This is a genomic window from Chlorobiota bacterium (genome assembly GCA_016710285.1).
In the GTDB taxonomy this organism is placed as follows: Bacteria; Bacteroidota; Ignavibacteria; order OLB7; family OLB7; genus OLB7.
Window position 1 is genome coordinate 3312570 of record JADJXR010000001.1, and the last position, 23645, is coordinate 3336214.

Here is a 23645-nt window from a genome sequence, read left to right on the forward strand (position 1 = left end):
CAACGAATTAAATACTTTGCGCCCGCCAGGAACAAGACGAAACGATCGCCAACAACCATGACCATTCTCCCCGAATCCGAGGACCATTTCCATCAGCTTTCCCAAACCGGAGCCTACGAATGGAGTTATTTCGATGGCCTTAGCGATGATGGCGAATGGGGCTTTGTGGCGATCTGGTTCCGTGGCGTGCCGATGTCCCCGTGGTACTCCGCCGCTGCCGACCGTGCATTGCGCCGGGGGGAAGCGTTGGACCCGCTGCGGCACTGCGCCTTCAACTTCAGCTTGTACCACCGGGGCCGGCGAATCTACTTCGCGCTTCATGAACGGGGCGGCGAAACGTTCCGGACCGATTACCGCACCGCCGATGTGAGTTTCGGCGGGAACACACTCTACGCCAATGCGATTCCGGCAGGGGGGACCTTCTACGCGCTGTCGGTTGACACCGAGTTCCCGCGCCAAGCCAGCCGGGTTGTTGGCGAGATTGCCATTCGCTCGGAACGCCAGGACCTATCGCCACTGCTCCAACATCAGCCGGCTCCGCCCCCCGATGGCGAGGAGCATTTCTGGATACCGGCTGCGTTGGCCGGCAGCTTCACGGCCAACCTTGGTTTTTGGCGGATTGCCCGTGGGACGCGGCGAATCTCCTTTAGTGGGCGGGCTTACCACGATCGCAATTTCGGCACCGCGCCGCTCCATCACCTTCCTGGAAATTGGTTGTGGGGGCGTGTGCATTCTGGGAACCGGACGTTCGTGTATTTCGACGTTGCGCGGGGCTTCCCGAAGCATCGGTTCCAGCGTGCGCTGATGTTGGAGCAAGGGAAGATTACGGCAGCAAGCAGCAATGTGGAGACGGCCCAAATCGCCCCCACAAAAAAGGCGTGGGGGATTGATCACGCAGGTGTTCTGGAAGGGGGAGGTGATGGATTGGAGTTTGCGATTGCCCCCCGCTGGCGGGTGGATGCCGGGCCGTTTTATCACCGCTCAATCCAATCAATTTCCGTTCGTCAACTGGGGGCGCAATCGCTGCAGGGGCTTGGAATCGGCGAAGTTCTGCGCCCCAGCAGATTAGGCGTTGGCTGGATTCGCCCATTCATTAAGTTTAGAGCCAAGAAAAGCCAGTAGCCGCCCCGACCGAGTCGGGGTAGCCGAAGGTCTTTAGCCTTCGGTGCCTCAAGTTTTCGGCACTGGGCAGGCTAAAGACCTGCCGCTACCTTGCGTCGTTCCGACGCATTGGGGAGGGTAGCCGCCCCGACCTCCGTCGGGGTTGATAAAAGGTCTTTAGCCTTCGGTGTCATTTAACTGGGCCCCGATAAAGATCGGGGCCGCTACCTTGCGTCGTTCCGACGAATAACTGCCCCGATTGTCCTTCGCTTCACATCAACCGATCGCCAACAACCGATTCCTGAATATGCCAATCATCCACAGACTGCCCGAATCGTTAGCCAACAAAATTGCCGCCGGCGAGGTGGTGCAACGCCCTGAGTCGGTGGTGAAGGAGCTTGTGGAGAACAGCCTTGACGCTGGCGGGACGGAGATTGCCGTCATCACCCGCAGCGCCGGAAAGTCGCTGATCTACGTCTCCGACAATGGCAAGGGAATGGCCGAGGAGGACGCAATCATCGCCTTCGAGCGGCACGCCACCAGCAAAATCTCCACCCAAGATGACCTTGACCGAATCATGACCCTGGGATTCCGTGGCGAGGCGTTGGCCGCAATCGCTGCGGTGGCGCAAGTGGAGCTGAAAACCCGGCAAGCCGACGACGAGCTTGGCACGCTGGTTCGGGTGGAAAATGGAAAGGTGATAGAGTTGTCGAAAACCGCGTGCGAGCGGGGGACCAGCATCGCCATTAAAAACCTCTTCTTCTCGGTCCCTGCGCGGCGCAAATTCATGAAGTCGAACGCCACGGAGTTCAAGCATATCGTGGAGACGATGCAGCGGTTCGCGCTTTGCTACCCCCACGTCTCCTTCACCCTCAGCGACGACGACTCCATCTCCCTAAACGTCAAGCCCAGCGGGTTGGAGGATCGGATCCGCGCCATTTACAACGAGGAGATGTTGAACGCGCTGCTCCCGTTCCAGGCCGATGGGGATGGGATTACGATCACGGGATACATCGGCAGGCCGAACTTTGCGCGGAAGTCAAAAAGCGATCAGTACATGTTTCTGAACGGCCGCTACATCAGCAGCCGGCTGCTGTCGCACGCGATTTTCACCGGCTACGAGCACCTGATGGATGCGCAGAGCTACCCCCCCTACGTCCTCTATCTGGAAATTGATCCCGAGCGGGTGGATGTGAACGTTCACCCCACAAAATCGGAGGTGAAGTTCGACGACGAAAACATGGTGTACCAGATGCTGCAGCAGGGGACGCGGCGCGCGCTCAGCAGCCACAACCTGGTTCCGGCAATGACCATGCCGCGCCAAGAAACCGGCGAAGGAGTTCTGGCCGCGCTGCGGTTTGCCTTGCCAACCCACGACCGTGCCGAGCCGTTCCGCACCCCCACTGCGCCAAGCCCCCATCCGGGCGCGGCACCGGCAGGAAGCTCACCTTCGGGAAACTGGCGCGACGCGCAGCCGCCAATGCCAAACAGCAAGCGCGAAACAACCGGCGGAGTAGGGAAGGACGTGCTGGAGCAGTTGTTCGGTCGCCCGAACTACCCTGCCACGGCAACCGGGGCGGAAGCCGGCACGGAAGCCAGCACAGCGGCGCAGGTTCCTGGCGAAGGGGTGACGTTCCAGCAGCAGGTTCGTTCGGTGGAGGATGCCGAGCATGAGCAACGGCTGGGGCTGTGGCAGATCCACAACAAGTATATCCTGTCCCAGATCCGCTCCGGCCTGATGATTGTTGACCAGCACGTTGCGCACGAGCGAATCCTGTACGAACGCGCCCTGAAAAGCATGGAGGCGGCCATGCCGATGTCGCAGCAGCTTCTTTTTCCGTTGGAGCTTTCCACCAATCCGGCGGAGTTCGCGCTGATTCGCGAGCTTCGGAACGACCTTACTGGCTTGGGGTTCGATATCGCGCTGGAGCGTGGGGAGAAAGTGATGATTACCGGCGTGCCAAACGACGTTCGCCCAGGCCAGGAAGCTGCAATTTTGCGGGAGCTATTGGACCAGTACGAAGAGTACCAGCAGATGGGGAAGACAAACCAGCGCGACATGGTGGCGGCATCGTTTGCCTGCCGCGCCGCAATTAAAGCGGGCGATCCGTTGTCGGAGCCGGAGATGTTGGATTTAATCGAGCAACTCTTCTCCACCACAATGCCCTACGTCTGCCCGCACGGCCGCCCAATCGTCATTCGGATAGAGTTAGGCGAACTTGACCGAAGGTTTGGGCGGACATCGTAGTTCGTGGCCAAAGGTGTGTGCTTGATGTACGGGTTAGTTGCCTGATAAATCGGGTTTGAAAACAAGCCTTTAGGCCGTAGAGTGTGCTCGCTTGTAATGGCAAATCTCACACAATGGTTTTGGCATGGTGTATTGCAGCAAGTAGAGTAGCACAATAAGTCCAGTAACATCAAATTACAAATTGACGTTTTTTTTTTTTTTTTACAAAAGCTCATCTTGCAACATGAGATTGCGATACGTAACGCAATCTCAGAATGAGCAGCCCTAGTACCCAGACCCAATGAAATCGAAAGGCACTTCTTACCTGCATTATGATTGCGTTGGCGGCGGGTGGTAAGAACGGGGCTAATAACGTCCGCAATTCACAAACATATCTGGGAGAAAAAATTATGAAAAAAGCTCAAAAAAAGAGCATTGTACTTGTAGCGTTCCTTGCTATAAGTACTATGCTCGTTACCAGCGTACGGTTAGATGCCGAATGGCATTTCAAGTATTTTAGCGCAACAGGGTGGGGAGGAAACCCAGGAGCAACAGGAAAGTACCAAGGGCAGGACGAAACGGTTATTGACGGCGTTAGAGTAATTGCCTTTCGGTGCGAGCCTGACCCGTCTGTACCTTGCTATAGAATATCTGGCAATTGGGTTGAGGTATGGTACACTACGATGCCAACGGGAGGAGGGGGGGATATATATATGGTTTACGAAAATCCATGAAATTCGTTTTGGGCATGGGAATGTAAACGTTCCCATGCCCAAATAAGATTCAAAAATATACTACCTCAAACACCGTATGGCTTACCTGCACGCCACCATCACACATCCAATGCTGAAAGAAAACATAGGGAAGAGCATTCTTATGCTGGTTCTATTTCATTTCATGTCATGTACGGCACAACCATACCTAGATGATTTTACCGTTGAAAATTCTCTGGATTTGCTCAGCCAGTACCATCAAACGAAAGAAGTTAAAATTCAAGAATCTGATTCGATAGTAATTACAGGGAGCATCTTCAAGGTAATGCTCAGCCCTAATAAAAAAAACCTTGTTATTGTATCTAACGATGGACGCTGTTATATTACTAATGTATCTACAGGTAAAATAGTTTGGCATTTTCAAAGTCAACAATGGATGAGTGATAGGTTGTGTGAAGAAATGAGCCGTAGAGCAAATACAGTATTTAAATATTACAATGGAAATGATATCCACTCTAATCATAAGCCATCGTTCATTCCCAGTAATGTTTATGAATTGCCAGTATTTCGAAATCAAATTCGAAATGCTTTGTTTGTCTCTGATTCAATTCTGTTGTTTCTTGGTTCATTTACTGGTGTTGGTGTAGATACTGTGAGCCATCAGAGTGGTTATACTGTAGTTAATGTCGGTGGTATTGTAGAATTGAATTTAAATTCTCATAAGATGAGCTTAGCATTTTTTCATTACGATAACCCCCCGTCTCCTAGTATATCTAAGCATTTTGTCTATGATTCTATAAATCATCAGATACTTATTGGTTGTTATAACGGTAATGCTGAAAAAAATAAGATTTGGGATTCTGCATGGACTATCGCAAGGTATTCAATGGATGGTCAAAGAATAAAATATGATATACTACCTTTGCCAGTTGAACATAGGAATAATAGTTTAGGGTATAATTTCATCGGTGGCTTCTCAGCTATTGATGAACAGCAAAATATATGGGTGTCATTTGCATTCATTGATCGATTGTTCAATATTTCTACCAATAATACTTTTCCATTGAAAATTGGAAATGAAAATAATCTTAGTTTTGATCATCTTGATAAAAATACTGTGATACCTTCATCTGAATTAATTGAAAAATTCCCAATATCTATTTCACGAATAGATTGTATAAATAATTATATTTTTCTAGTTGGAGTATTTGAAAGTAGAAATAATAGCTCTATGAAAAATCAAATTCAATGGTTTTTTCAAGAATACAATCAAAAAAATCAAGAATTGGAATTAAGTGTAAAAATACCATATTACATTAATAACAGAGAGGTGCGCTATATCATACCAAGCAAAAGGCATATGTATACTTTATTATTCGATTCACAAAATGGATGGGCTATAGCCGAATATGAAAAAAATAAATAGTAACATGAAAAATAAGATGAAATTGAAAAAATGCATATCTATCATTTGGCTATATTACCTAAGTATAATAGCCTCATTACAATTGCATGGACAAACTGCTCAACCTAACCTGAGTGATATACTAAGGGATAGCAAGACAACGAATTCTTATGTTCTAGTTGTCTTCTTCGTTTCACCTTCAGAATGCCTTAAATGTAATATCATGTTTGAACATATCCAGTTTTTATTAAGCAGAAAATATAAAAATAAAATTAGAACAGCGGTTTTTGTTGAATGTGATAGAATTGTAGAATTGAATTTATTTAAAAAGGGAAACCCTAATTATGATTATTATCAAATGGATAGTAAATATATTCGCACTCTTTTTAATGCATCTAAGGATGCAAAAGTGATTATTCTTAATGATAAAGGTGGAAAATTGCTAAGCGTTAGTAACGAAGATTTCTATAAGAAAATCGAATTAGTGATGAGATCATTTCTAGAAAAAATAAGTAATTAAAAAATAAAAAAAGATAATGCAATAAAAATGATTTAAGCGAAATCAAAAATATAGAGCTAAAATAATTTTTTAGGGAGACGAATTTCAAAAAACCGAAAAATTAGTCGCTCCGACTAAGTCGTGATTAATAAAAAGTCTTTAACCTTTCATTGCTATCCTACTTGCGACCTCGACTCCGAATTATCGAAATCGAGGTCGCGTTCCAAGCCGATAATTAAATTGGCACTGTAAAATTCCGCTACTTCGTTTTACTGCCCCACCGAGGCTGCGTAGGCTTCGGCGTTCATCAGCCCTGCAACGTCTGCGTCGGCAGCAATTTCGATTTTCACCATCCAGCCATCGCCATACGGGGCGTTGTTGACGGTCTCCGGCGCGTCGTTGATGGCTTCGTTGATCTCGATGATCCGCCCAGCAATCGGCATGTAGAGATCGGCAACGGTTTTCACCGCCTCAATCGTGCCAAAAACTTGCCCGGGCGCAACGTCGTCGCCAATGCTGGCGGTGATGTCAACAAACACCACATCGCCTAACTCTGATTGAGCATATTCGGTGATGCCAATGGTTCCGGTTGTTCCGTCAATACGGACCCACTCGTGGCTTTTGTCGTACTTCAGGTCGGATGGGAAATTCATGGGAAAATGCCTTGATGGATGTTGGTGTAGCGATTCGGTTATGGATGCAGTTATGGATTCTGTGGCAACCGGCTTTTCCACTCGGTGGTGTCAACAAACCGTGTGTCGAATTGGCCGCTTAGGAATGCTTCATGTTCCATCATCATCTGGTGGAAGGGGATGGTTGTCTTCACCCCTTCAACAACAAACTCATCCAGCGCGCGCCGCATTTTGGCGATTGCGCTGCTTCGCGTTTCGCCAAACGTGATGAGCTTTGCCAGCAGGGAATCGTAGTAAGGGGGGATGCTGTAGCCCTGGTAGATGTGGGAATCAATCCGCACGCCGTGGCCGCCGGGGAAATGCAAGTTGGTGATGCGCCCCGGGCTTGGGCGGAAGCCATTGTACGGGTCTTCGGCGTTGATGCGAACCTCGATGGAGTGCTTGCGCGGCGGCGATTGCTTCAGCGTTAGCGTCTCGCCAGCGGCAACGGCAATCTGCTCCTTGATAAGGTCAATCCCCAACGATTCTTCGGTGACCGGATGCTCCACCTGGATACGGGTGTTCATCTCCATGAAGTAGAAGCTGCGGTGCTTGTCAACCAAAAACTCAATCGTCCCCGCCCCCTCGTAGTTTACGTGGGCGCAGCCTTTCAGGGCGGCCTGGCCCATGGCCTCGCGAAGCTCAGCCGAAAGCACCGGCGATGGAGCTTCCTCGATCAGTTTTTGGTGGCGGCGTTGGATTGAGCATTCCCGTTCGTTCAGATACGCGCGGTTGCCGTAGCGGTCGCACATCACCTGAATCTCAACGTGGCGCGGCTCCTCCACAAATTTTTCGATATAGACGCTTCCGTCGCCAAAAGCGGCTTCGGCTTCGGTGCGGGCGGTGGTGTAGGCACGCTCTAGCTCGGAAGGCTCGTTCACCACGCGCATCCCTTTTCCGCCGCCGCCGGCGCTGGCTTTTATCACGATCGGGAAGCCAACTTCCGCACCGACGCGTTGGGCTGCGGCAAGGTCTTCAATCAGGCCTGGGCTTCCAGGAACAACCGGAACGCCAGCGGCCACCATCGTCTCCTTGGCGATGGACTTATTTCCCATCAAGGTGATGGACTCCGGCGAAGGCCCGATAAACGTGAACCCGCACTCCTTGCAGATCTCCGCAAATCGTGCGTTCTCAGCAAGAAACCCGTAGCCTGGATGGATTGCGTCGGCGTTGGTGACTTGCGCGGCGGAGATGATCCGGGGGATGTTCAGATAGCTTTCGGAACCGGCGGGGGGGCCGATGCAAAGGACCTCATCGGCAAACTTGACGTGAAGGGAGTCAGCGTCGGCGGTGGAATAGACGCAGACCGTGCGGATGCCCATCTCGCGGCAAGCGCGGATGATCCGCAGGGCAATCTCACCCCGATTCGCAATCAGAATTTTTTTGAACATTATTCCGGTTCAATCAGGAAAAGGGGCTGGTTGTATTCCACTGGCTTTCCGTTCTCCACCAGAATCTTCGCCACTTTCCCGTACACGTCGCATTCAATCTCGTTCATCAGCTTCATCGCCTCAACAATGCACAGCACTGTTCCCGGGGAGACCGATGCACCAACCTCGACGTACGTTGGCGAGTCGGGCGATGGAGCACGGTAGAAGGTCCCGACAATGGGGGAATGGATTTCGTGGTAGTCTTGCGACGGAGCCGGAGCCGCTGCCGCAGGGGGCGTTGGCGCAGAAGGAGCCGGGGCAGCAGCTTGGATTGCTGCGGCCTCCGGCATAATCATCGGGGCTGTGGAGATTGGTGGCATGGGGGGGAAGGCGTTCGGCATTGAAATCCCGCCGAACTCATGTTTCCCGGTTTTGGAAAGCCGGATGGTGGTTCCATCCTGTTCAATCCGTAGTTCGTTGACGGAGCTTTCGTCGAACAGCCCCAGCAGCTGACGGATATAGTCAATATCAATCATGTGTGCGCCCATGCTCTTCCCTCTGCTTGCCTAAATGACAGATGGTTGGTTTTTAGTTCTTGACGCGGTCAAGATATTCGCCTGTGCGGGTGTCAACGCGGATCACGTCCCCTTCGTTGACAAACAGCGGAACCTGAACGGTCGCGCCCGATTCCACTTGTGCTGGCTTGGTTGCGCCGGTGGCGGTGTCCCCTTTCACCCCTGGCTCGGTGTAGGTGATGGCAAGAACAACGTGCGGCGGAAGCTCGATTCCAACAACCTGGTTCCCATTGAAGGAGACATTGGCCTCGCCCGATTCCTTCAAGAAACCGGCCGCGCTTCCAACGATATCCTCCTCAATATAGACCTGGTCGTAGGTCTCGGTATCCATAAACACCATTTTGTCGCCATCGCGGTACAGGAACTGCATTGGCTTGCGGTCAATGCGGACGATGTCAATTTCTTCGCCGGAGCGGAAGCGGTTTTCCAGCAGCTTCCCGCTGTTAAGGTTGCGCATCTTCACTTGGTAGAAGGCGCGAAGGTTGCCCGGGGTGCGGTGGACGCTTTCCAGGACAGTGCAGAGTTCCCCGTTGTAGCGGATAACAATGCCTGGCCGCAGGTCTGAGGTCGTTGCCATTGTGGTCTTGTTGATTCTGAATGTTCGAGGCGCCGAACGGATTCGAACCGTTGTACAGGGTTTTGCAGACCCTTGCCTAGCCGCTCGGCCACGGCGCCATTATGGAAGATTGCTGGTGCCTTGCTGAATCCTTGTGCTGAAGCCTTGCACGAACGATTGCAGCGAAAAAGCCGCCAAAGATATTGTTTGCCCCCTCACTTATGCAAACGGGGGGATGTAACGGGAAGAAAGGGAGCCGCAAACCACCATGCTGCGCTCTTCTCCGCTTTGCTGCTCCAGCATTTGCTGCTATTCCTCCCAAACAACCAATTACCAATCGCCAGCGATTTGCGGCTTCAACTTGCCCGCCTCTATTCGCTATTTTCGCCCAACTTCTACCAACATTAACAGCGCACGGAAGCTATGCCCGAACATCTTATTGTTGCCAAACATGATGGCTATATCGCCACCGTTCAACTGAACCGCCCAAAGGTCCTGAACGCCCTGAATCTTGGGCTGATGGTTGAATTGGTTGATGCCTTGGAATCGCTGGACCACGACCCCGAGGTCCGCTGCATCGTGATTCATGGCGACGAGCGCGCATTTGCCGCCGGGGCCGACATCACCGAAATGGCCGAAGCAACCGTGGTGGATATGATTGAACGGGACCAGTTCACCCGCTGGGACCGGATCCGCCGCGTGAAAACGCCGATCATTGCTGCGGTCAGCGGCTTTGCCCTTGGCGGCGGCTGCGAACTGACGATGATCTGCGACATGATCGTTGCCAGCGAAACCGCACGGTTTGGCCAGCCAGAGATCAACATCGGCGCGATGCCAGGCGCAGGGGGAACCCAACGCCTGACCCGCGCAATCGGCAAAGCCCGCGCAATGGAGATGGTTCTGACCGGAAAAATGATCACCGCCGAAGAAGCTCACGCTGCGGGATTGGTCAACATGGTGGTCCCGATTGAGTTCTACCTGGAGTCGGCCATGAAATTAGCGCGTGAGGTTGCCTCGCGCCCGCCAATCTCTGTCCGGCTTGCAAAGGAAGCGGTGCTGAAATCGTTCGATGCTTTCCTGCAAGATGGCCTAGAGTTCGAGCGGAAAAATTTCTACCTGCTGTTCGCCACCGAAGATAAATCCGAAGGAATGAAGGCCTTCGTGGAAAAACGGAAACCGGAGTGGAAAGGAAAATAGTGGAAGGGAAAATCGTGGATGAAAGCAAGGATGAATGCTTGAAGCATCGTTGCGCCAATTCGTTCGGATAACCAACCACTGGATAACCAGCCGCCAACATCTCACCGTTCTAACAATCGCATCATGGAATTTCAAACACTTCTCTACTCCCTTGATGGTGGCGTTCTCACCATAACGCTGAACCGCCCCGACAGCTACAACGCTTGCAACGAGCAACTAACAACCGACCTGCAAGCCGCATTGAAGGAGGCCGAGCGGGACCGCGCCGTCCGCTCGATTATTCTTACTGGAGCGGGAAAAGCATTCTGTTCTGGCCAGGACCTGAAAGACGCGCCCGCCCCCGGAACCCGCCGTTCCCTTGCCGATTCGTTGCAGCGGCGGTACAACCCGATTATCCGCAAACTCACCACCATGCCGAAGCCGATTGTTGCGGCAATAAATGGCGTGGCGGCTGGGGCTGGGTGCTCGCTGGCATTGGCGTGCGATTTCAAGATAATGGCGGAATCTGCGTCATTGCTTCAGGCGTTCGTCAACATCGGCCTTGTTCCCGATTCCGGTTCCTCGCAATTTCTGGTGGCTGCCGTTGGATATTCCCGCGCATTTGAAATCGCAACCCTGGGCGAAAAAATCTCTGCCAGCCAAGCAAAGGAGTGGGGATTGGTAAATCGAGTGGTTCCACCAGAAGAAATTATGCCGCAAGCGCAAGCAATCGCCGGGCGGTATGCCGAAGGCCCAACCAAAGCGTATGGCTACATCAAAAAAATGCTCCGCCGTGCCGAAACCCACTCCCTTGATGAGATGCTCAACTATGAGGTCTTCCTGCAAGAAGCTGCCGGGCGCACCAGCGATTACCAAGAAGGCGTTCGCTCCTTCGTGGAAAAACGCAAAGCAGAATTTAAGGGGGAGTAATTAATTCAGGATCGGTAGGGAATAAAGATGATGATGCTCCGTTGCTACTAACCAATGACTACTCAGTAACCGCGACCAACCATGAATACCGCAATTGCACCGAAGCACTGGACCTACGATGACTATCTTCAGCTTTCCGACGAAATACGGTATGAAATTCTTGAAGGAGATTTAGCAATGGCACCAGCACCAGATTCCAATCATCAGATCACCTCAATGGAGGTTGAGTTCCCGATGGAAACGTTCGTTCGTACCCAGAAATTAGGGATTGTGTTGCATGCTCCGATTGATGTAATCCTAAGCAAACAGGTCGTGCTTCAGCCGGATATTCTGTTTGTGTCGAAGGAACGCCGGGAAATTGTTCAGAAGCGAGGCGTGTTCGGCGCGCCCGATATCGTTATCGAAATTGTCTCCCCGGGGTCGGTTCAGGCGGATCGTTATCGGAAAAAAGATATTTATCAGGAGCATGGAGTTCGCGAGTACTGGATTATTGATCCGAGGAATAAAAGCATAGAAATTTTTGCACTAACCGAACGAGGGTATGAGCTTCATTCAATCGCGGAAGAGTCCGGGATTGTGGAGTCAATCGTTCTTGCGGGATTTACGCTAGATATTGAACCAATTTTCCAACAACTGATAGACTAGGCTACAACCAACATGAGCAATATTCTTTCTGGAACGTTTGGCGTTTGTGGGGGCGGAACAATGGGGAGCGGGATTGCCTACGCGGCGGCAATGGCCGGATATTCGGTGCACCTGTATGACATCACCGATGAAGCCGTGGCACGCGGAATTTCCACGATTAAAAAATTCCTTGCTGGGGGAGTCGAGCGGGGAAAAATAACGGAGGAAATCGCCAGCACAACAATGCAGCGCGTGCAGGGAACAACGTCGCTGGAATCGTTTGCCGATTGCGGGGTGGTGGTGGAAGCAATCGTTGAAAACATGGAGGTGAAAAAGAATTTATTCACCCAGCTTGCGGCGGTTGTTCACCAGGGGTGCATTCTTGCAAGCAACACCAGTTCGCTTCCAATTACTGAGCTTGCCAACGGCATTCCAAACCCAGAGCGGGTTGTGGGAATGCACTTTTTCAACCCCGCCCACATTATGAAGTTGGTGGAGGTAATCGAAGGGTTCCGGACTTCGCAGGAGGTGGTGGAAACCACGGTCGCGCTTTCGCGTGAGTTGGGGAAAACGCCTGTTCGGGCAAAGGATACGCCGGGGTTTATCGTGAACCGTGTGGCCCGCAATTTTTACGGCGAATCGTTCCGCATCGCTGGGGAAGGGGCCTCCACCCACGACCAGATTGACCGCTGCATGAAAGCGATCGGGTTCAAAATGGGGCCGTTTGAATTGATGGACCTTATCGGCATTGATGTGAATTTCGCGGTGACGCAATCGGTCTATGATCTCTATTTCAACGAGGCTCGATTCCGCCCGCATTTAATTCAAAGAAAAATGGTGGAATCGGGATTGCTGGGGAAGAAATCGGGAAAAGGGTTTTATTGATACTCAGCAGCAAAATAAACACAACAGCGTCGGTCCAGTAATGGAGCCGACGCTGTTGTTTTAGGCAAGTACGCATTCCAATTCGGGGAGCTGAACAGAGCCACCAACCAAGCTACCCCAACGGCCGCACCACCATTATTCCGGTATGCTTGCTGACCGAAGCAAGGTAGGTGTGAAGTTCATCATCCAACGTCACCTCTTTTTTTGTGAGCGAGGCGTGCAGCAGCCGCAATTTCCCGAATTCGTCACGGTAGCATAATCCGGTGTGGGAGCAGTCAATCCCTTTAATCGTGGTGGTGATGCCAACGATATCTCCAGTTTTTAATTCCGGTTCGGCGGCGGCCACTTTTTCTTTTGGCACGTAGTACATCTCGCGCGCGTTAATCTGCGCCTCAATTCCAGCAATTACTGGAACCAGCGCGGGGTTTGCTTTTAATTGGCGGTAGCTGTTCGGGTGGGTGCTCATAAAATTCACCACTTGTGTAAATCGTTCCGCGCCGGGCAGCCCTTTCGTGATATCTATCACCACTTTTTTCACCTGATTATCGTGGAACCAATCGGTGGTGTAATGGAGCCGCGAGGTGTAGTCGGTGATGTTCCCGCCACGGTATCGGGTGAACGTCACAACCTCCATCATCTTTTCCGGCAGCAATTCCTTCCCCGATTTCAACAGCCGCGCAAATGCCAGGGCGTTCTCGAACAACGTCACGCAGTCAAGCCCCATCAGGTTAATGGAGCAAACTTCGCGGTCGTCGTACAGCTCCAGAGTGCTGCCAACGTAGGGGGTTCCGCGAAGCTCCATTCCAACGCGCCCCATGATTTCAGGGATGCTCTGCTGCTGCCAACGCTCGCGCCGGGCAAGCTCCGATAGCTTGAAAAATTTCTCCTTCCCGGTGAATGCGTTCGGGCCTTCGTCGGGGAGAAGGGGGGCGGAGCGTAGGCTGCGGCGCAGGGGAAGAAGCAGCGCGCTGGAAGCAAGGCCAAAGGCAAGAAATTGACGACGTTTCATTGGATGGTGTTCAGTAGCCAGTTAATGGTTTTTCGTTGGATTGGTCCTGCGCCACGGCGCAAGCAATCGCCACCGACGCGCTTGCGCCGATTCGGGTTGCACCGGCCTGGACCATGGCGTTGGCCGTCGCGTAATCGCGGATTCCGCCCGAGGCTTTCACCCCCACGGTTCCCGGCACGCATTCCCGCATCAGCCGAATATCCTCCACGGTTGCCCCGCCACTGCTGAAGCCTGTTGAGGTCTTTACGAAATTGGCCCCGGCGGCAACGGCAAGTTCGCAGGCGCGGCGTTTCTCTGCATCGGTAAGAAGGGAGGTTTCCAAGATCACTTTTACGATGGCCCCTTGCCGGGCCGCTTGTTCCACCACGCTGGCAATGTCGGTCCTGACCGCATCCTCCAGGCCCGATTTCAGCGCGCCAACATTCATCACCATGTCAAGCTCGGAAGCTCCATCGTTCAATGCCGCAACTGCTTCGGCAACTTTGGCGGCGGTGGCGTGCGCTCCGTTTGGGAAGCCGATCACCGTGCAGACGGGAATCGCCGTCCGCAGATCCCGCAGCGTCTGCACCGCAAGGGGAACCCAGAAGGGCATCACACAAACCGAGGCAAAGCCGTGGCGCGCCGCTTCTTGGCAAAGCTGCACAATCTGCGCGGCGGTGGTCTCCGGCTTCAGCGCGGTGTGGTCTATCAGCCCGGCAAGCTCCGTTGGCGAAATGGAAATCATGGATGTAGCAATGGATAGAGCATGGAGGTGAGTTGGCACAACATCACCGTGCAATCATCACCGGAAGGTCCGTTACGGCCCCCGGGTTGTGCAGCCGCAGTAGTGCCGGGCCGTTTGGCATATCGCGCAGGTCAACAACAAACTGGCAGCCGGTGCTGGTTCCGGAGATCAGCCGTTTGCCGGTGGTGTCGAACATCTCGTAGCGGGTTTCGCTGCACTGGCCGGCGTGGTTCCGCGCCACCCGAAGCGTGGTTGCTCCAAATGCCGGGTTTGGCGTTGCCACCCATCCTAACGGGTTGGCGATTTCATCACCAACGGGAAACTCCGTGCCGGAAATTTTTCCGGTGGCAAGCGGCGCACGGAGCGACGGACCGCGGTTGACCGTTACCGAGGTGAACGGGGGGATGGAGTCAATCGTGAACGTCTCGCTGATGCTGTTCATCGTCACGATGCGGTAGGTGTGGCTGCCGTCGCTTTGGCGGAAACCAAGCTCGACGGGAAGGTTCGTGAAAACACCATACTCCGGTTTCTGCACCTGCGTCAGCGTCACCACGGCGCGGGCGTGGGTTGGGCCTTGCTGCTGCTGGGCGGCAACATCAATCACCGGCCAGCCTTTGCCAATCACCCACTGGTCGAAAAATGGTTGCAGCGATGCGCCGTAATGCTTTTCCAAGATTGCCCGCAACGAGTCGGTCCCCGCGGTGCCGAAACGGTAGGTTTGCAGGTACTCCCGAATCGCTTCGTAGAACTTGCTGTCCCCCATCTGATACCGAAGCAACGCCACCACCAGTGCCCCTTTGTAGTAGATGGTGGTGGGGTAATTGGAGGAAGGGGAAGCGCGGGGGAAATCATACAACGGCAGCACCCCTTCGCTGGGGGCCACGGTGCGCGTGTAGCTGGTCCAGAGGGTGCTCAGATAATTGAGATAGCCACTGTAGCCGCTAAGGTCTTCCGACCGGAGGGCCTCGCAGAAGGTGGCGAACGACTCGTTCAACCAAGCGTGGCGGAAATCAATCGGGCTAACAAGATCGCCGAACCATTGGTGCGCAAGCTCGTGGTATCCGGTGTGGTTAGCGGTGTCGCGGCTGCGGGAGATTTGCTCGGCAATGGAGATCATCGTCTGGTGCTCCATCGAGCCTTGCGGTGTGTTGACGTATCCAACTTTCTCGAATGGATATTGGCCAAACCTGGCTTGCAACGCCTCCACCATTCCTGGCAGTCCGCTGAACGATACGCGGGTTGCGGCGGTATCCTTTGCAAGGGAATAGACCATCATCGGAAGCGAACCATTCCCGAAGAAAAGGGGGTGATACTTCCCAACCGCAAACGTCAGCAAGTAGGTGGAGGCCGGATGGCGTTGGTCCCATTCAACAATGGTGATGCTATCCCCTTCGGGATAGGTTTTCATCAGCCCATTTCCGGCAACGGTCATTCCGTTCCGCACGCGAAACCGCCCGGTGAAGGTGGCTTTGTCCGAGGGGTGGTCGTAGCAGGGAAGCCAGTGCTGCGTTGCCGAAACGTAGCTGTTCCGGAACCCCACGCCCAGGGCGTACAGCACCGTATCGCCAGCGGCAGTCCTCCCCGACGAAACGCCTCCCCACGTCCCCGCGCCGTACTCATCGGCCATGCTTCCGTGATACCTGATTGCAAGCGTTACGGTGTCCCCAATCCTTGCCCCGGCTGGCGCGGCAACGGCATAATGGAATATCGGGGAGCTTGGGTCGCCGGAGGCTGCCGCTTGGACGGGGATCGTGTCGAACATCGTTGCCGAGAAGTAGGTGACGCTATCAACAACAAGGTCGCGCAGGTGGAAGTAGAACTGATTGCTTGCTGGGTCCCCGGTCCACCGAAAGCGGATCCGGCAGACCCCCGCCATTGTTGGCAAGGGGGCCGCGGTAAGGTCAAGCTCGGCATCGTAATGAAGCACGTCGAACGCTTGGGCAACGAACTGGGTGGGGCCGGAGATCGGAGTTGGCGCGTGGATATGGGGCGCGACCTGGGCCCCGGCCACCGAGCAAAGAAGGGGAAGTATCAGCAGGGCAATCTTCATCGTGTGCATCTATCCTTCGTTGGATTGCAACCGCCGCGAAAGCCCGTAGATGGCGTTGACGTAGTCGGTTGAGTTGTTGTAGTTCCGCAATGCTTTTTTGATGCTTGCTTCGTTGCCGCTTTTGAAGCCGGCTTTATCCAAGTAATTGGCAACTGAGAAGATGGCATCGTGAGGGGTGTACAGGTCAATCCGTGTGTCGCCGTTTCCATCAACGGCGCGGCTAAGGTAGGAGGAAGGGAGGAACTGGCCCCAACCGAACGCGCCGGCCCACGAGCCATAAATCGAAAGCATATCCACATGGCCGGCCTTCTGCATTTTCAGAAGGTTGCCCAGTTCGCGGTAGGCCCAGCTTGATTTCTTTGCCGAGCGTGCGCGGATATACTCCTCCTGCGCTGCCGCTTGCTGCCGCCCTGATTTTGTGTTCCCGTAATCGTTGGTCGCTTTGCTGATATTCCGGCTGAGATAATCGGAATCGCCCACCAACGCGGTGGAGGCATAAACGCTAAACACGTGGTAATTGCCCGTGACGGTTCCGTGTTGGGTCTCGCAGCGAAGCAGGGCCGCAATCACCTGGGCATCAACGCCGTAGGTGGTCTCGGCGGCTTTCAGGATGTCGCCATACTTCTCCATAAACTCGCGGCAGGCTTGGGCCGATTCGGCGGTGTTCACCCACGTGTACCATCCTTTGCTGTTGACCTTTTTCTTTGGGCCAATCACCGTCAGCTTTGGGATAAAAACCGTGCGCGGGTCGCTGAAGCAGCTGCGGACGGTGGCCTCGTCCCATCCATCAGCCACAAGCCGTTTGATAAGGCGTTCGTAGCGTGGGTCCACGCCGTTCACATGCTCAACCGTAAACGACGACCCTGCTTTGGTCGTGATCGTCTCCACCCGTACGGCTAACGAGTCGTTGGTGGTTTGTGCTGGAAGTGGCATCGCAATCGCGTAGAGCATTATGCCGAATACCACAAATCGGAGGAAGGTCTCCATTGGTGCGCGCTCCCAAAAAAGTTGTTGATTGTTGATTCGCACAGCCTTTTGAACGGTTGGAACATGGTGGGAGAGGAGCGGTCAGCGCAGTAAGGATTGCGGTCCGGTGCGCTCACCGGTCATCTCGGGTCCTGCTTGGCAACGCTGTTCAAAAAACGGTGCAGCTTGTTGTCGTGGGCTGCATGATAATGGTTTGATTTGGGAAGGGCAAGCGACGGGGGAAGGAATCAGCAAGGCGAGCGGAATCAACAGCAAAAAATCACCAATATCCCGCCGCCAACCAACCGGGTAACAGCGAACAAGAAATCTTTCTAGAACCCATTTCCCCTCCAGAATTGGGGGGACGCTTCGCCGCTTGCGACGAAGCAGGGGGGCGCGGCGGAGTGTCGAAACGCTTTGGCAATGCTGTGTGGGGTTCTGGGTAACAGTGCTTTTCCCTTTGCCAGGCGAACCCTGCTGGACCTCTATTTTGCTTCGTATCCTTCCATCATTGTTTCCTTGCCCAATGGCTGTTGACCGCTGCATCTGCAACAACGTTCCCTTTGCCGAGGCCCTTTTGTTGGCGCGGCAACGGGGCTGCACAACCGTTGCCCAGCTTCAAGCGTTCAGCGCGTTGGGAACGAACTGCGGGCGGTGCATCCCCTACATGCAGTTTGCCCTGCTGACCGGCCAGAACGACCTTCCGGTGCTTGATGACGCAACCCAACAAGAGCTTCGCGCTGCTGCTGGCGTTACGGTTTCCCGGGGGAAAGCATGAGCGTGGCATTTGCGATGTGGTCAGGGGGGAAGGATTCCCATTACGCGCTGCACCGTGCCCAGCAAGCGGGGGCGCGTTGCGCGCTGCTGGTGACGTTCATTGATGCCGAAACCGACTTGGTGATGTCGCATCGGCTGCCGCCGGAGTTGATCGAGGAGCAGGCGGAGCTGGTGGGGATTCCGCTGCTGAAAATTCGCGCCACCTACGCCACGTACGAGCGCGAGCTTCGGAATCTTCTGTTCGACCTGCGGAGCGATGGCCTTACCCGAGGCATTTTTGGGGATATTTATTTACGCGAACACCGCGACTGGTTCCAGAACGTGGTCAGCGATTTCGACATCCGCGCCCTGTTCCCCTTATGGGGAATTCCCACGCAATTGTTGATTGAAGAACAACGCCGCGCAATGCGTTCGGTGATTATTCAGATTGAACGAAAAATCAGCGAGTCGTACTTGGGGAAGGAGGTGAACCGTGAGTTTATTGAGTATATGCTGGAAATGGGCTACGACCCCTGCGGCGAAGCTGGGGAATATCACACCTTCGTTTGCGCAAGCCCGCTGATGCAAGGCGAAATAATCCTAACCCACGCCGAACGCCATGCAACGCCACAGTTTATTGGGTTAGAGATTGATTATTGGAAAAAAATAGAGAAGAAATAAAAACGCCAAGAGTTGTTCAAAACTCTTGGCGTTGAAATATCCCACCAGTATATCAGCCCCTCACTACTCTTGAACCTTCCCCACAAGGTTAGGCGCGGATGATTGAATAATTCCCACAATATTATTTGGGGTAATCGGATTGACCACGCCAATAACGTTGTTGTACTGTTGGGAATTATCCGAAAAATCATAGCCTTTTTCTTGAGATTGGCCTGATTGATCGTTCGGATGAGAAGGAGTTTGGATGCTGGATCCCGATGCAGAGCACGTTGTGGTGATGGTTCCGTCGGTGTATTTCGTCACCCTGCAAGCCTCTATTTTGTTGGCATCATACTCAATCACCGTCCATAAAACATTGCCTGTTCCAGCAGAATATACCGGATATGTCCCCTTCGGGACTTGGCTGATGATATAATTGGCGCGATTGCCACGGCTTGAAGCAATGCCGTACCTGCAATAAATTTCCCCAAAACAATTACGCCCAACAACGCAGGTGACGTTGCCATTTTCATCATAATCCGTCACCGCCCACCATTTCCCATTTGGGGTTCCTGTTGGGCAATCCTTCTGGATGTAAACGGGATTCAACGCCGATACTGCGTTGGTGGGATTTGCAAGCATCATGCCTGCCACAAGGATCATCGCCAATAACCAGAGCTTCTGTTTCATCCAAACCTCCAATAAGTTTGTGCAGAGTTTATTTGGTGAACAACAGAGATCAGAATGTCATCGCTGATTTCTGATCTCCATTTTCTTGAAGAATTTCTTGAAGAACATCACTCGCGTTTTTTTAGTGAGGAGTTTTATGCCTGCGTCGTCTGGAAAATGGACCTCAGATTCAGCACCAATTCATCAACGTGTTCCGGCTGGAAAATATAGGGGGGAAGCAGGCGGATGACGGTTTCGCTGGTGGAGTTAGCGATGATTTTCCGGTTGAGCAGTTCTTGAACAAACGGATCCGCAGGAAGGTGCAGCCCCAATCCCATCATTGCCCCCGCGCCGCGCACGTCGCGGATGATTGCAGGAAATTCTTCTTGCAATTCCTGCAACCGCTTCCGCAGATATTCCCCCGTGGTGCGGACGTTTTCCATCAATCCATTTTCAAGTTCTTCCAACACAACCAGGCCCGCCGCACACGCCACGGCATTTCCCCCAAATGTTGTTCCGTGTTGCCCGGCTCCCCACGTTGCGGCCAGTTCCTCCGTCGTCAATATCGCCCCAAGCGGAAGCCCGCCGCCGATTCCTTTTGCCACCGTCACAACATCGGGACGAACGTTGAAACGGTTGAAGCCGAACAATGTTCCCGTGCGTCCGGCCCCGGCTTGCACTTCGTCGGCAATCACCAGGAAGCCATGCTGCTGGCGCAATGCGAACAGCTCGCGGACAAATTCCTCCGTTGCCCACTCAATTCCCCCTTCCCCTTGCAGATGCTCGATGAACACGCCGCAAACGGTCCCATCCATTGCCCCGCGCAACGCTTCAAGATCGTTGAACGGAAGGACCAAGCAGTCGGGGAGGAACGGCCCCATGCCATCCTTGTAGCGTGGTTTCTCCATGATCGAGAGCGCGCCGTAGGTCCTTCCATGAAATCCGCCGGTGAACCCAATCACCGTTGATTTCCCCTGCGGATGGCCCCAAGCCCGCGCAAACTTTATCGCCCCATCGGCAGCTTCGGTTCCGCTGTTGCTAAGGAAGGCGCGATCGTACCCGCTTAGCTGGCAAAGCTTTTCCACAAAGGTGATTTGCGCGCCCTGGTAGAAGTAGTTGGAAAGGTGCATGTAGCGGCGCAGCTGCTGCTCGATTGCTGCAATCACTCGCGGGTGCGAGTGCCCCAGGGCGTTCACGGCAATCCCACCCAGGAAATCAAGGTAGCGGTCGCCGTTCAGGGTCTGGACGTACATCCCTTCGGCGTGGTCCACCTCCAATGCCAACCGCTTGTAGGTCTGCAGGAAGTGTGCGTGTTCGCGTTCGGTAAGTGTTGCGGTCATGGCGTGGATTCTTGTTTGTTCAGGATTGTTGGTTGCGGCGCAGATGGGGCCGGTTCGTGGGTTCGCAAGATAAATTCTTTCCGCGCCAGGGCGTGCCCACGGCGGGAGCGGAAAACGGAAGCAGCCCCTGTTTCACCATGTTGGTTGGAACAGAGGCTGCAAGATTGTGTGCGAAGGTCGTGCGCTTTTTTTGATACCGGCGGCGTGCCTTGCTGTGGGCAAGGGGCTACTGCCGGTGGCCGCCACTAACGGTTCTTCTTCTTGTGGCGATTCTTGCGCAGTCTCTTTTTCCGCTTGTGCGTGGCCATTTTATGGCGTTTCCGCTTCTTTCCGCAGGGCATGGTTGTCTCTCCGAAAAACGTTGAATGTATGAGTTGTTTGTTCTGACTGGTTCCAAAAAAGGGACTGCAAATATAGTCCGCTCGGTTCAAAATGCCGCCACTTTTGGCAGATTTCTTTTTGCCGCAACAAACTGCTACCTGCTGGCATCCTGTGGCTGCGCGGGCTGCCCGGGGCCGGGGTGGGCGGTTTTCAGCATCTCCAAAATCTGCTTGGCACGCTCGGCTTGTGGGGAGCTTGGCGCGGTGGTGATAACCTCCTGCAACCACAACCGCGTGCTGTCGCGGTCCCGCTTGCTGATGTAAAACATGGCAAGGTTGTACGAAGCGTTGACGTGATCGCGGAACTCCTTCGTCACCCGCTGAAGCTCGGCAATTGCGTCGTCCACCAAGCCCAGCTCGAACATCGCCGTTGCCATGTCGGTGCGGACATCGGGGTTTTTGGGATCGGTTTTCAGATAGGTGCGGTAGTTCGGAACCGCATCGCTGAAGAGCTTGGCATCGTACTGGGCGTTGGCAAGCATCAGCCATGCTTTGGTATTGTTCGGGCTTTGCTTGGTGACGGTTATCAAGGAGTCAATCAGCTTCAACAACTCTGGCGATGCCGCTTGCGCGGTTGGCGGATGCCCCGCCGGAAGCTCTTCTTGATTCCCCGCACCGTTTCCCCCTTGCGTTGCTGGTGCCCCGGGTGCGGGTTTCTCAACCGGAGCCGAAACCACATAGAGGACGAAGGTCATTCCAATGGCAGCGATTGCGGCCATCATGTAGCCCAAGCTCATCGAACGCTGGCGTGGGGAATCGGGGATTGCTAGCTGCGAAACCTGCTGCGGCGTTGCTGCTTCCGGGGCTGCTGCGGCTCCGGTGTGGGCTGGCAATGGCTCGCCACAGGTTGAGCACGCCACCGCCGATGCCAGATTGACGGCCCCGCAAACCGAACAGGCGCGTTTGCTATTCTCCATTGCCTTCCTCCTTTCCCCGCTTAATCTCGCGGTCAACGAACTGGCGCAACTCGCGCGAGACCTTGAAGTGTGGGACGTACTGGGTGTCCAGCTCCACCACGTCGCCGGTGCGTGGGTTCCGCCCGGTGCGTGGTGCGCGCTCCTTCACGCGGAACACACCGAAGTTCCGTAGCTCGATTGTTTCGCCACGGCATAGCCCGTCGGCAACGGTTTTTAGGAAGCCATCAACCACGGCTTCGGTTTCCATTTTGGTTAGCCCAGTCCCCTGGGCAATGGCATCAACGATGTCTGCTTTTGTCATCTTGAAGGATAAAGGAAATTGCGCTGGCCTGCGTTGCGTGCGCCAGCAATTGCACTCGGCGGGTTTGATTTCTTCGGGAAAGTTATAGTTTCGGCCTTCGCTGAATCATCTAACCAAACCAATTCTCACAACTACCATGCTTCGCTTCAAACCATTTCTGCTTCTTGGAACCGCGCTCTGCCTGCTTTCCGCTTGCAAAGATACCGTCCCCGAAGATGAAAACGCCGCCAACACAGACTCCACCAAGCCGAAAGTTGTCGCAATCGTGAAAGGGGAGCATGGGCGCGCACCAGAAAGCGTGGCGTTGACGGTGAAAACCCCAGCAAAAGATGAGGTGATTGGCAAGGATAGCGTGAAGGTTATTGTGGACCTGCAAGGCTACATGCTGGGGCTGCCAACCGAAGGGGAGCAGTCGCAGGGGATCAACTACTCCAAGGATGGGCAGCATATCCACGTTATCATTGACGACAAGCCGTACATGGCGATGTACGACCCCGAAGGATTTATGACCCCGCCGCTGCCGGAAGGCCCGCACACCTTGCGCGCATTCCCAAGCCGTTCCTGGCACGAGAGCCTGAAGCTCCCGGGCGCGTTTGTTGCCCACACGTTTTACGTTGGCAAAAAAGGAGGGGAGCCAGCATTGCACGATGGTGCACCATTACTAACCTACAGCCGCCCAAAAGGGGATTACAAGGAGAAGGACGCGCAGCGGGTGTTGCTCGATTTCTACATCAGCAATTGCGAATTAGGGAAGGATAAATTCAAAGTGATTGCTGCGATTGACGGCCAAGCGAAGGACACGCTGACCGAGTGGGTCCCATATTTCATTGAGGGATTAAGCGACGGCGAACACACCGTAAAGCTGCAACTGATTGATCCCGCTGGCCAGCCGGTTCCGGGCGCATTTAATTCGCCGGAAGGGAAAATTCGCATCAACCCAGCAGCCGCAGCCGCGCCCGCCGCAACACACCAACATGATAGCGGGATGAAGCATGATTCGGGAAAAAGCCCAGCAGTGAAATAACGCTCTCAGCAAAAAAAAACACCGCCGTTGAAATATATTCAGCGGCGGTGAGCGTTTCCAGAAATGGAAATTTCAAACCGCCGTGAAATTCCGGTTCGGTGAATCCCCGCTCCACAA

23 protein-coding genes and 1 tRNA gene are annotated in these 23645 nt (G+C 53.7%); 11 read left to right on the forward strand and 13 right to left on the reverse strand.

The genetic code is table 11. The features are described from left to right. Positions 1-57: 57 nt before the first annotated feature. The 4 genes from IPM61_12170 (at position 58) to IPM61_12185 (ending at position 5966) form a co-directional block, all read left to right on the forward strand. The gene (locus tag IPM61_12170; protein MBK8912069.1) at positions 58-1122 is read left to right on the forward strand and encodes a hypothetical protein; all 1065 of its coding nucleotides are present in this window, start codon (positions 58-60) and stop codon (positions 1120-1122) included. Between the two features lie 286 nt (positions 1123-1408). Next, positions 1409-3349, forward strand: a complete 1941-nt coding sequence (gene mutL, locus IPM61_12175) for a DNA mismatch repair endonuclease MutL (protein ID MBK8912070.1) — start codon at positions 1409-1411, stop codon at positions 3347-3349. 789 nt (positions 3350-4138) lie between these two features. Continuing rightward, the gene (locus tag IPM61_12180; GenBank protein ID MBK8912071.1) at positions 4139-5467 is read left to right on the forward strand and encodes a hypothetical protein; all 1329 of its coding nucleotides are present in this window, start codon (positions 4139-4141) and stop codon (positions 5465-5467) included. Between the two features lie 16 nt (positions 5468-5483). Further along, positions 5484-5966 carry a hypothetical protein gene (locus IPM61_12185; GenBank protein ID MBK8912072.1) on the forward strand — a complete coding sequence of 161 codons (483 nt, stop codon included), beginning with the start codon at positions 5484-5486 and terminating at the stop codon, positions 5964-5966. Between the two features lie 248 nt (positions 5967-6214). Here the strand turns inward: IPM61_12185 and gcvH are convergent, their stop codons facing one another. The 5 genes from gcvH to IPM61_12210 form a co-directional block, all read right to left on the reverse strand. Then, the gene (gcvH, locus tag IPM61_12190; GenBank protein ID MBK8912073.1) at positions 6215-6598 is read right to left on the reverse strand and encodes a glycine cleavage system protein GcvH; all 384 of its coding nucleotides are present in this window, start codon (positions 6596-6598) and stop codon (positions 6215-6217) included. 50 nt (positions 6599-6648) lie between these two features. After that, complete coding sequence (accC, locus tag IPM61_12195; GenBank protein ID MBK8912074.1) at positions 6649-8007, reverse strand: acetyl-CoA carboxylase biotin carboxylase subunit; 1359 nt, start codon at positions 8005-8007, stop codon at positions 6649-6651. Continuing rightward, complete coding sequence (accB, locus tag IPM61_12200) at positions 8007-8522, reverse strand: acetyl-CoA carboxylase biotin carboxyl carrier protein (protein MBK8912075.1); 516 nt, start codon at positions 8520-8522, stop codon at positions 8007-8009. The genes accC and accB overlap by 1 nt, the downstream gene beginning before the upstream one ends. A 52-nt stretch (positions 8523-8574) precedes the next feature. Next, complete coding sequence (gene efp / locus IPM61_12205) at positions 8575-9138, reverse strand: elongation factor P (protein MBK8912076.1); 564 nt, start codon at positions 9136-9138, stop codon at positions 8575-8577. Positions 9139-9165: 27 nt separating this feature from the next. Continuing rightward, a tRNA-Cys gene (locus tag IPM61_12210) sits at positions 9166-9236 on the reverse strand. A gap of 304 nt (positions 9237-9540) precedes the next feature. On the opposite strand from IPM61_12210, the gene IPM61_12215 reads away from it, so the two are divergent. The 4 genes from IPM61_12215 (at position 9541) to IPM61_12230 (ending at position 12732) form a co-directional block, all read left to right on the forward strand. Continuing rightward, complete coding sequence (locus IPM61_12215) at positions 9541-10314, forward strand: enoyl-CoA hydratase/isomerase family protein (protein MBK8912077.1); 774 nt, start codon at positions 9541-9543, stop codon at positions 10312-10314. Positions 10315-10437: 123 nt separating this feature from the next. Continuing rightward, positions 10438-11223 (forward strand): enoyl-CoA hydratase/isomerase family protein, encoded by a 786-nt coding sequence (locus IPM61_12220; GenBank protein ID MBK8912078.1) that lies wholly within the window; start codon positions 10438-10440, stop codon positions 11221-11223. 81 nt (positions 11224-11304) lie between these two features. Further along, entirely contained in the window at positions 11305-11868 is a 564-nt protein-coding gene (locus IPM61_12225; GenBank protein MBK8912079.1) for a Uma2 family endonuclease, read from the forward strand. A 12-nt stretch (positions 11869-11880) separates the two neighbouring features. Then, positions 11881-12732: a 3-hydroxybutyryl-CoA dehydrogenase gene (locus IPM61_12230; GenBank protein MBK8912080.1), complete on the forward strand. Its 852-nt coding sequence runs from the start codon at positions 11881-11883 to the stop codon at positions 12730-12732. A 112-nt stretch (positions 12733-12844) separates the two neighbouring features. On the opposite strand, the gene IPM61_12235 is transcribed toward IPM61_12230, so the two are convergent. From IPM61_12235 to IPM61_12250, 4 genes are read right to left on the reverse strand one after another with little or no spacing between them, the layout of a single operon-like run. Next, a complete protein-coding gene (locus tag IPM61_12235; GenBank protein MBK8912081.1) occupies positions 12845-13741 on the reverse strand; it encodes a DUF1460 domain-containing protein in 897 nt (298 codons plus the stop codon). A 10-nt stretch (positions 13742-13751) separates the two neighbouring features. Then, complete coding sequence (gene deoC / locus IPM61_12240) at positions 13752-14465, reverse strand: deoxyribose-phosphate aldolase (protein ID MBK8912082.1); 714 nt, start codon at positions 14463-14465, stop codon at positions 13752-13754. A 43-nt stretch (positions 14466-14508) separates the two neighbouring features. Then, positions 14509-16524 carry a M1 family metallopeptidase gene (locus tag IPM61_12245; GenBank protein MBK8912083.1) on the reverse strand — a complete coding sequence of 672 codons (2016 nt, stop codon included), beginning with the start codon at positions 16522-16524 and terminating at the stop codon, positions 14509-14511. Then, positions 16525-17448: a lytic murein transglycosylase gene (locus tag IPM61_12250; GenBank protein ID MBK8912084.1), complete on the reverse strand. Its 924-nt coding sequence runs from the start codon at positions 17446-17448 to the stop codon at positions 16525-16527. 559 nt (positions 17449-18007) lie between these two features. On the opposite strand from IPM61_12250, the gene IPM61_12255 reads away from it, so the two are divergent. Both IPM61_12255 and IPM61_12260 read left to right on the forward strand, forming a co-directional pair. Next, positions 18008-18259, forward strand: a complete 252-nt coding sequence (locus IPM61_12255) for a hypothetical protein (protein MBK8912085.1) — start codon at positions 18008-18010, stop codon at positions 18257-18259. Beyond that, on the forward strand, positions 18256-18918 hold the full coding sequence (locus IPM61_12260) for a diphthine--ammonia ligase (protein MBK8912086.1): 663 nt from the start codon (positions 18256-18258) through the stop codon (positions 18916-18918). Before IPM61_12255 ends, IPM61_12260 begins: the two co-directional genes overlap by 4 nt. A 63-nt stretch (positions 18919-18981) precedes the next feature. Here the strand turns inward: IPM61_12260 and IPM61_12265 are convergent, their stop codons facing one another. From IPM61_12265 to IPM61_12280, 4 genes are all read right to left on the reverse strand, one after another. Continuing rightward, positions 18982-19566: a hypothetical protein gene (locus IPM61_12265; protein MBK8912087.1), complete on the reverse strand. Its 585-nt coding sequence runs from the start codon at positions 19564-19566 to the stop codon at positions 18982-18984. Between the two features lie 155 nt (positions 19567-19721). Then, positions 19722-20906 (reverse strand): acetylornithine transaminase, encoded by a 1185-nt coding sequence (locus tag IPM61_12270; protein MBK8912088.1) that lies wholly within the window; start codon positions 20904-20906, stop codon positions 19722-19724. Positions 20907-21381: 475 nt separating this feature from the next. Further along, positions 21382-22203, reverse strand: coding sequence for a tetratricopeptide repeat protein (locus tag IPM61_12275; GenBank protein MBK8912089.1), 822 nt, complete (start codon positions 22201-22203; stop codon positions 21382-21384). Beyond that, positions 22193-22504: an integration host factor subunit beta gene (locus IPM61_12280; protein ID MBK8912090.1), complete on the reverse strand. Its 312-nt coding sequence runs from the start codon at positions 22502-22504 to the stop codon at positions 22193-22195. The genes IPM61_12275 and IPM61_12280 overlap by 11 nt, the downstream gene beginning before the upstream one ends. Positions 22505-22640: 136 nt before the next feature. On the opposite strand from IPM61_12280, the gene IPM61_12285 reads away from it, so the two are divergent. Continuing rightward, complete coding sequence (locus IPM61_12285; protein MBK8912091.1) at positions 22641-23528, forward strand: hypothetical protein; 888 nt, start codon at positions 22641-22643, stop codon at positions 23526-23528. The last annotated feature ends 117 nt before the right edge of the window (positions 23529-23645 follow it).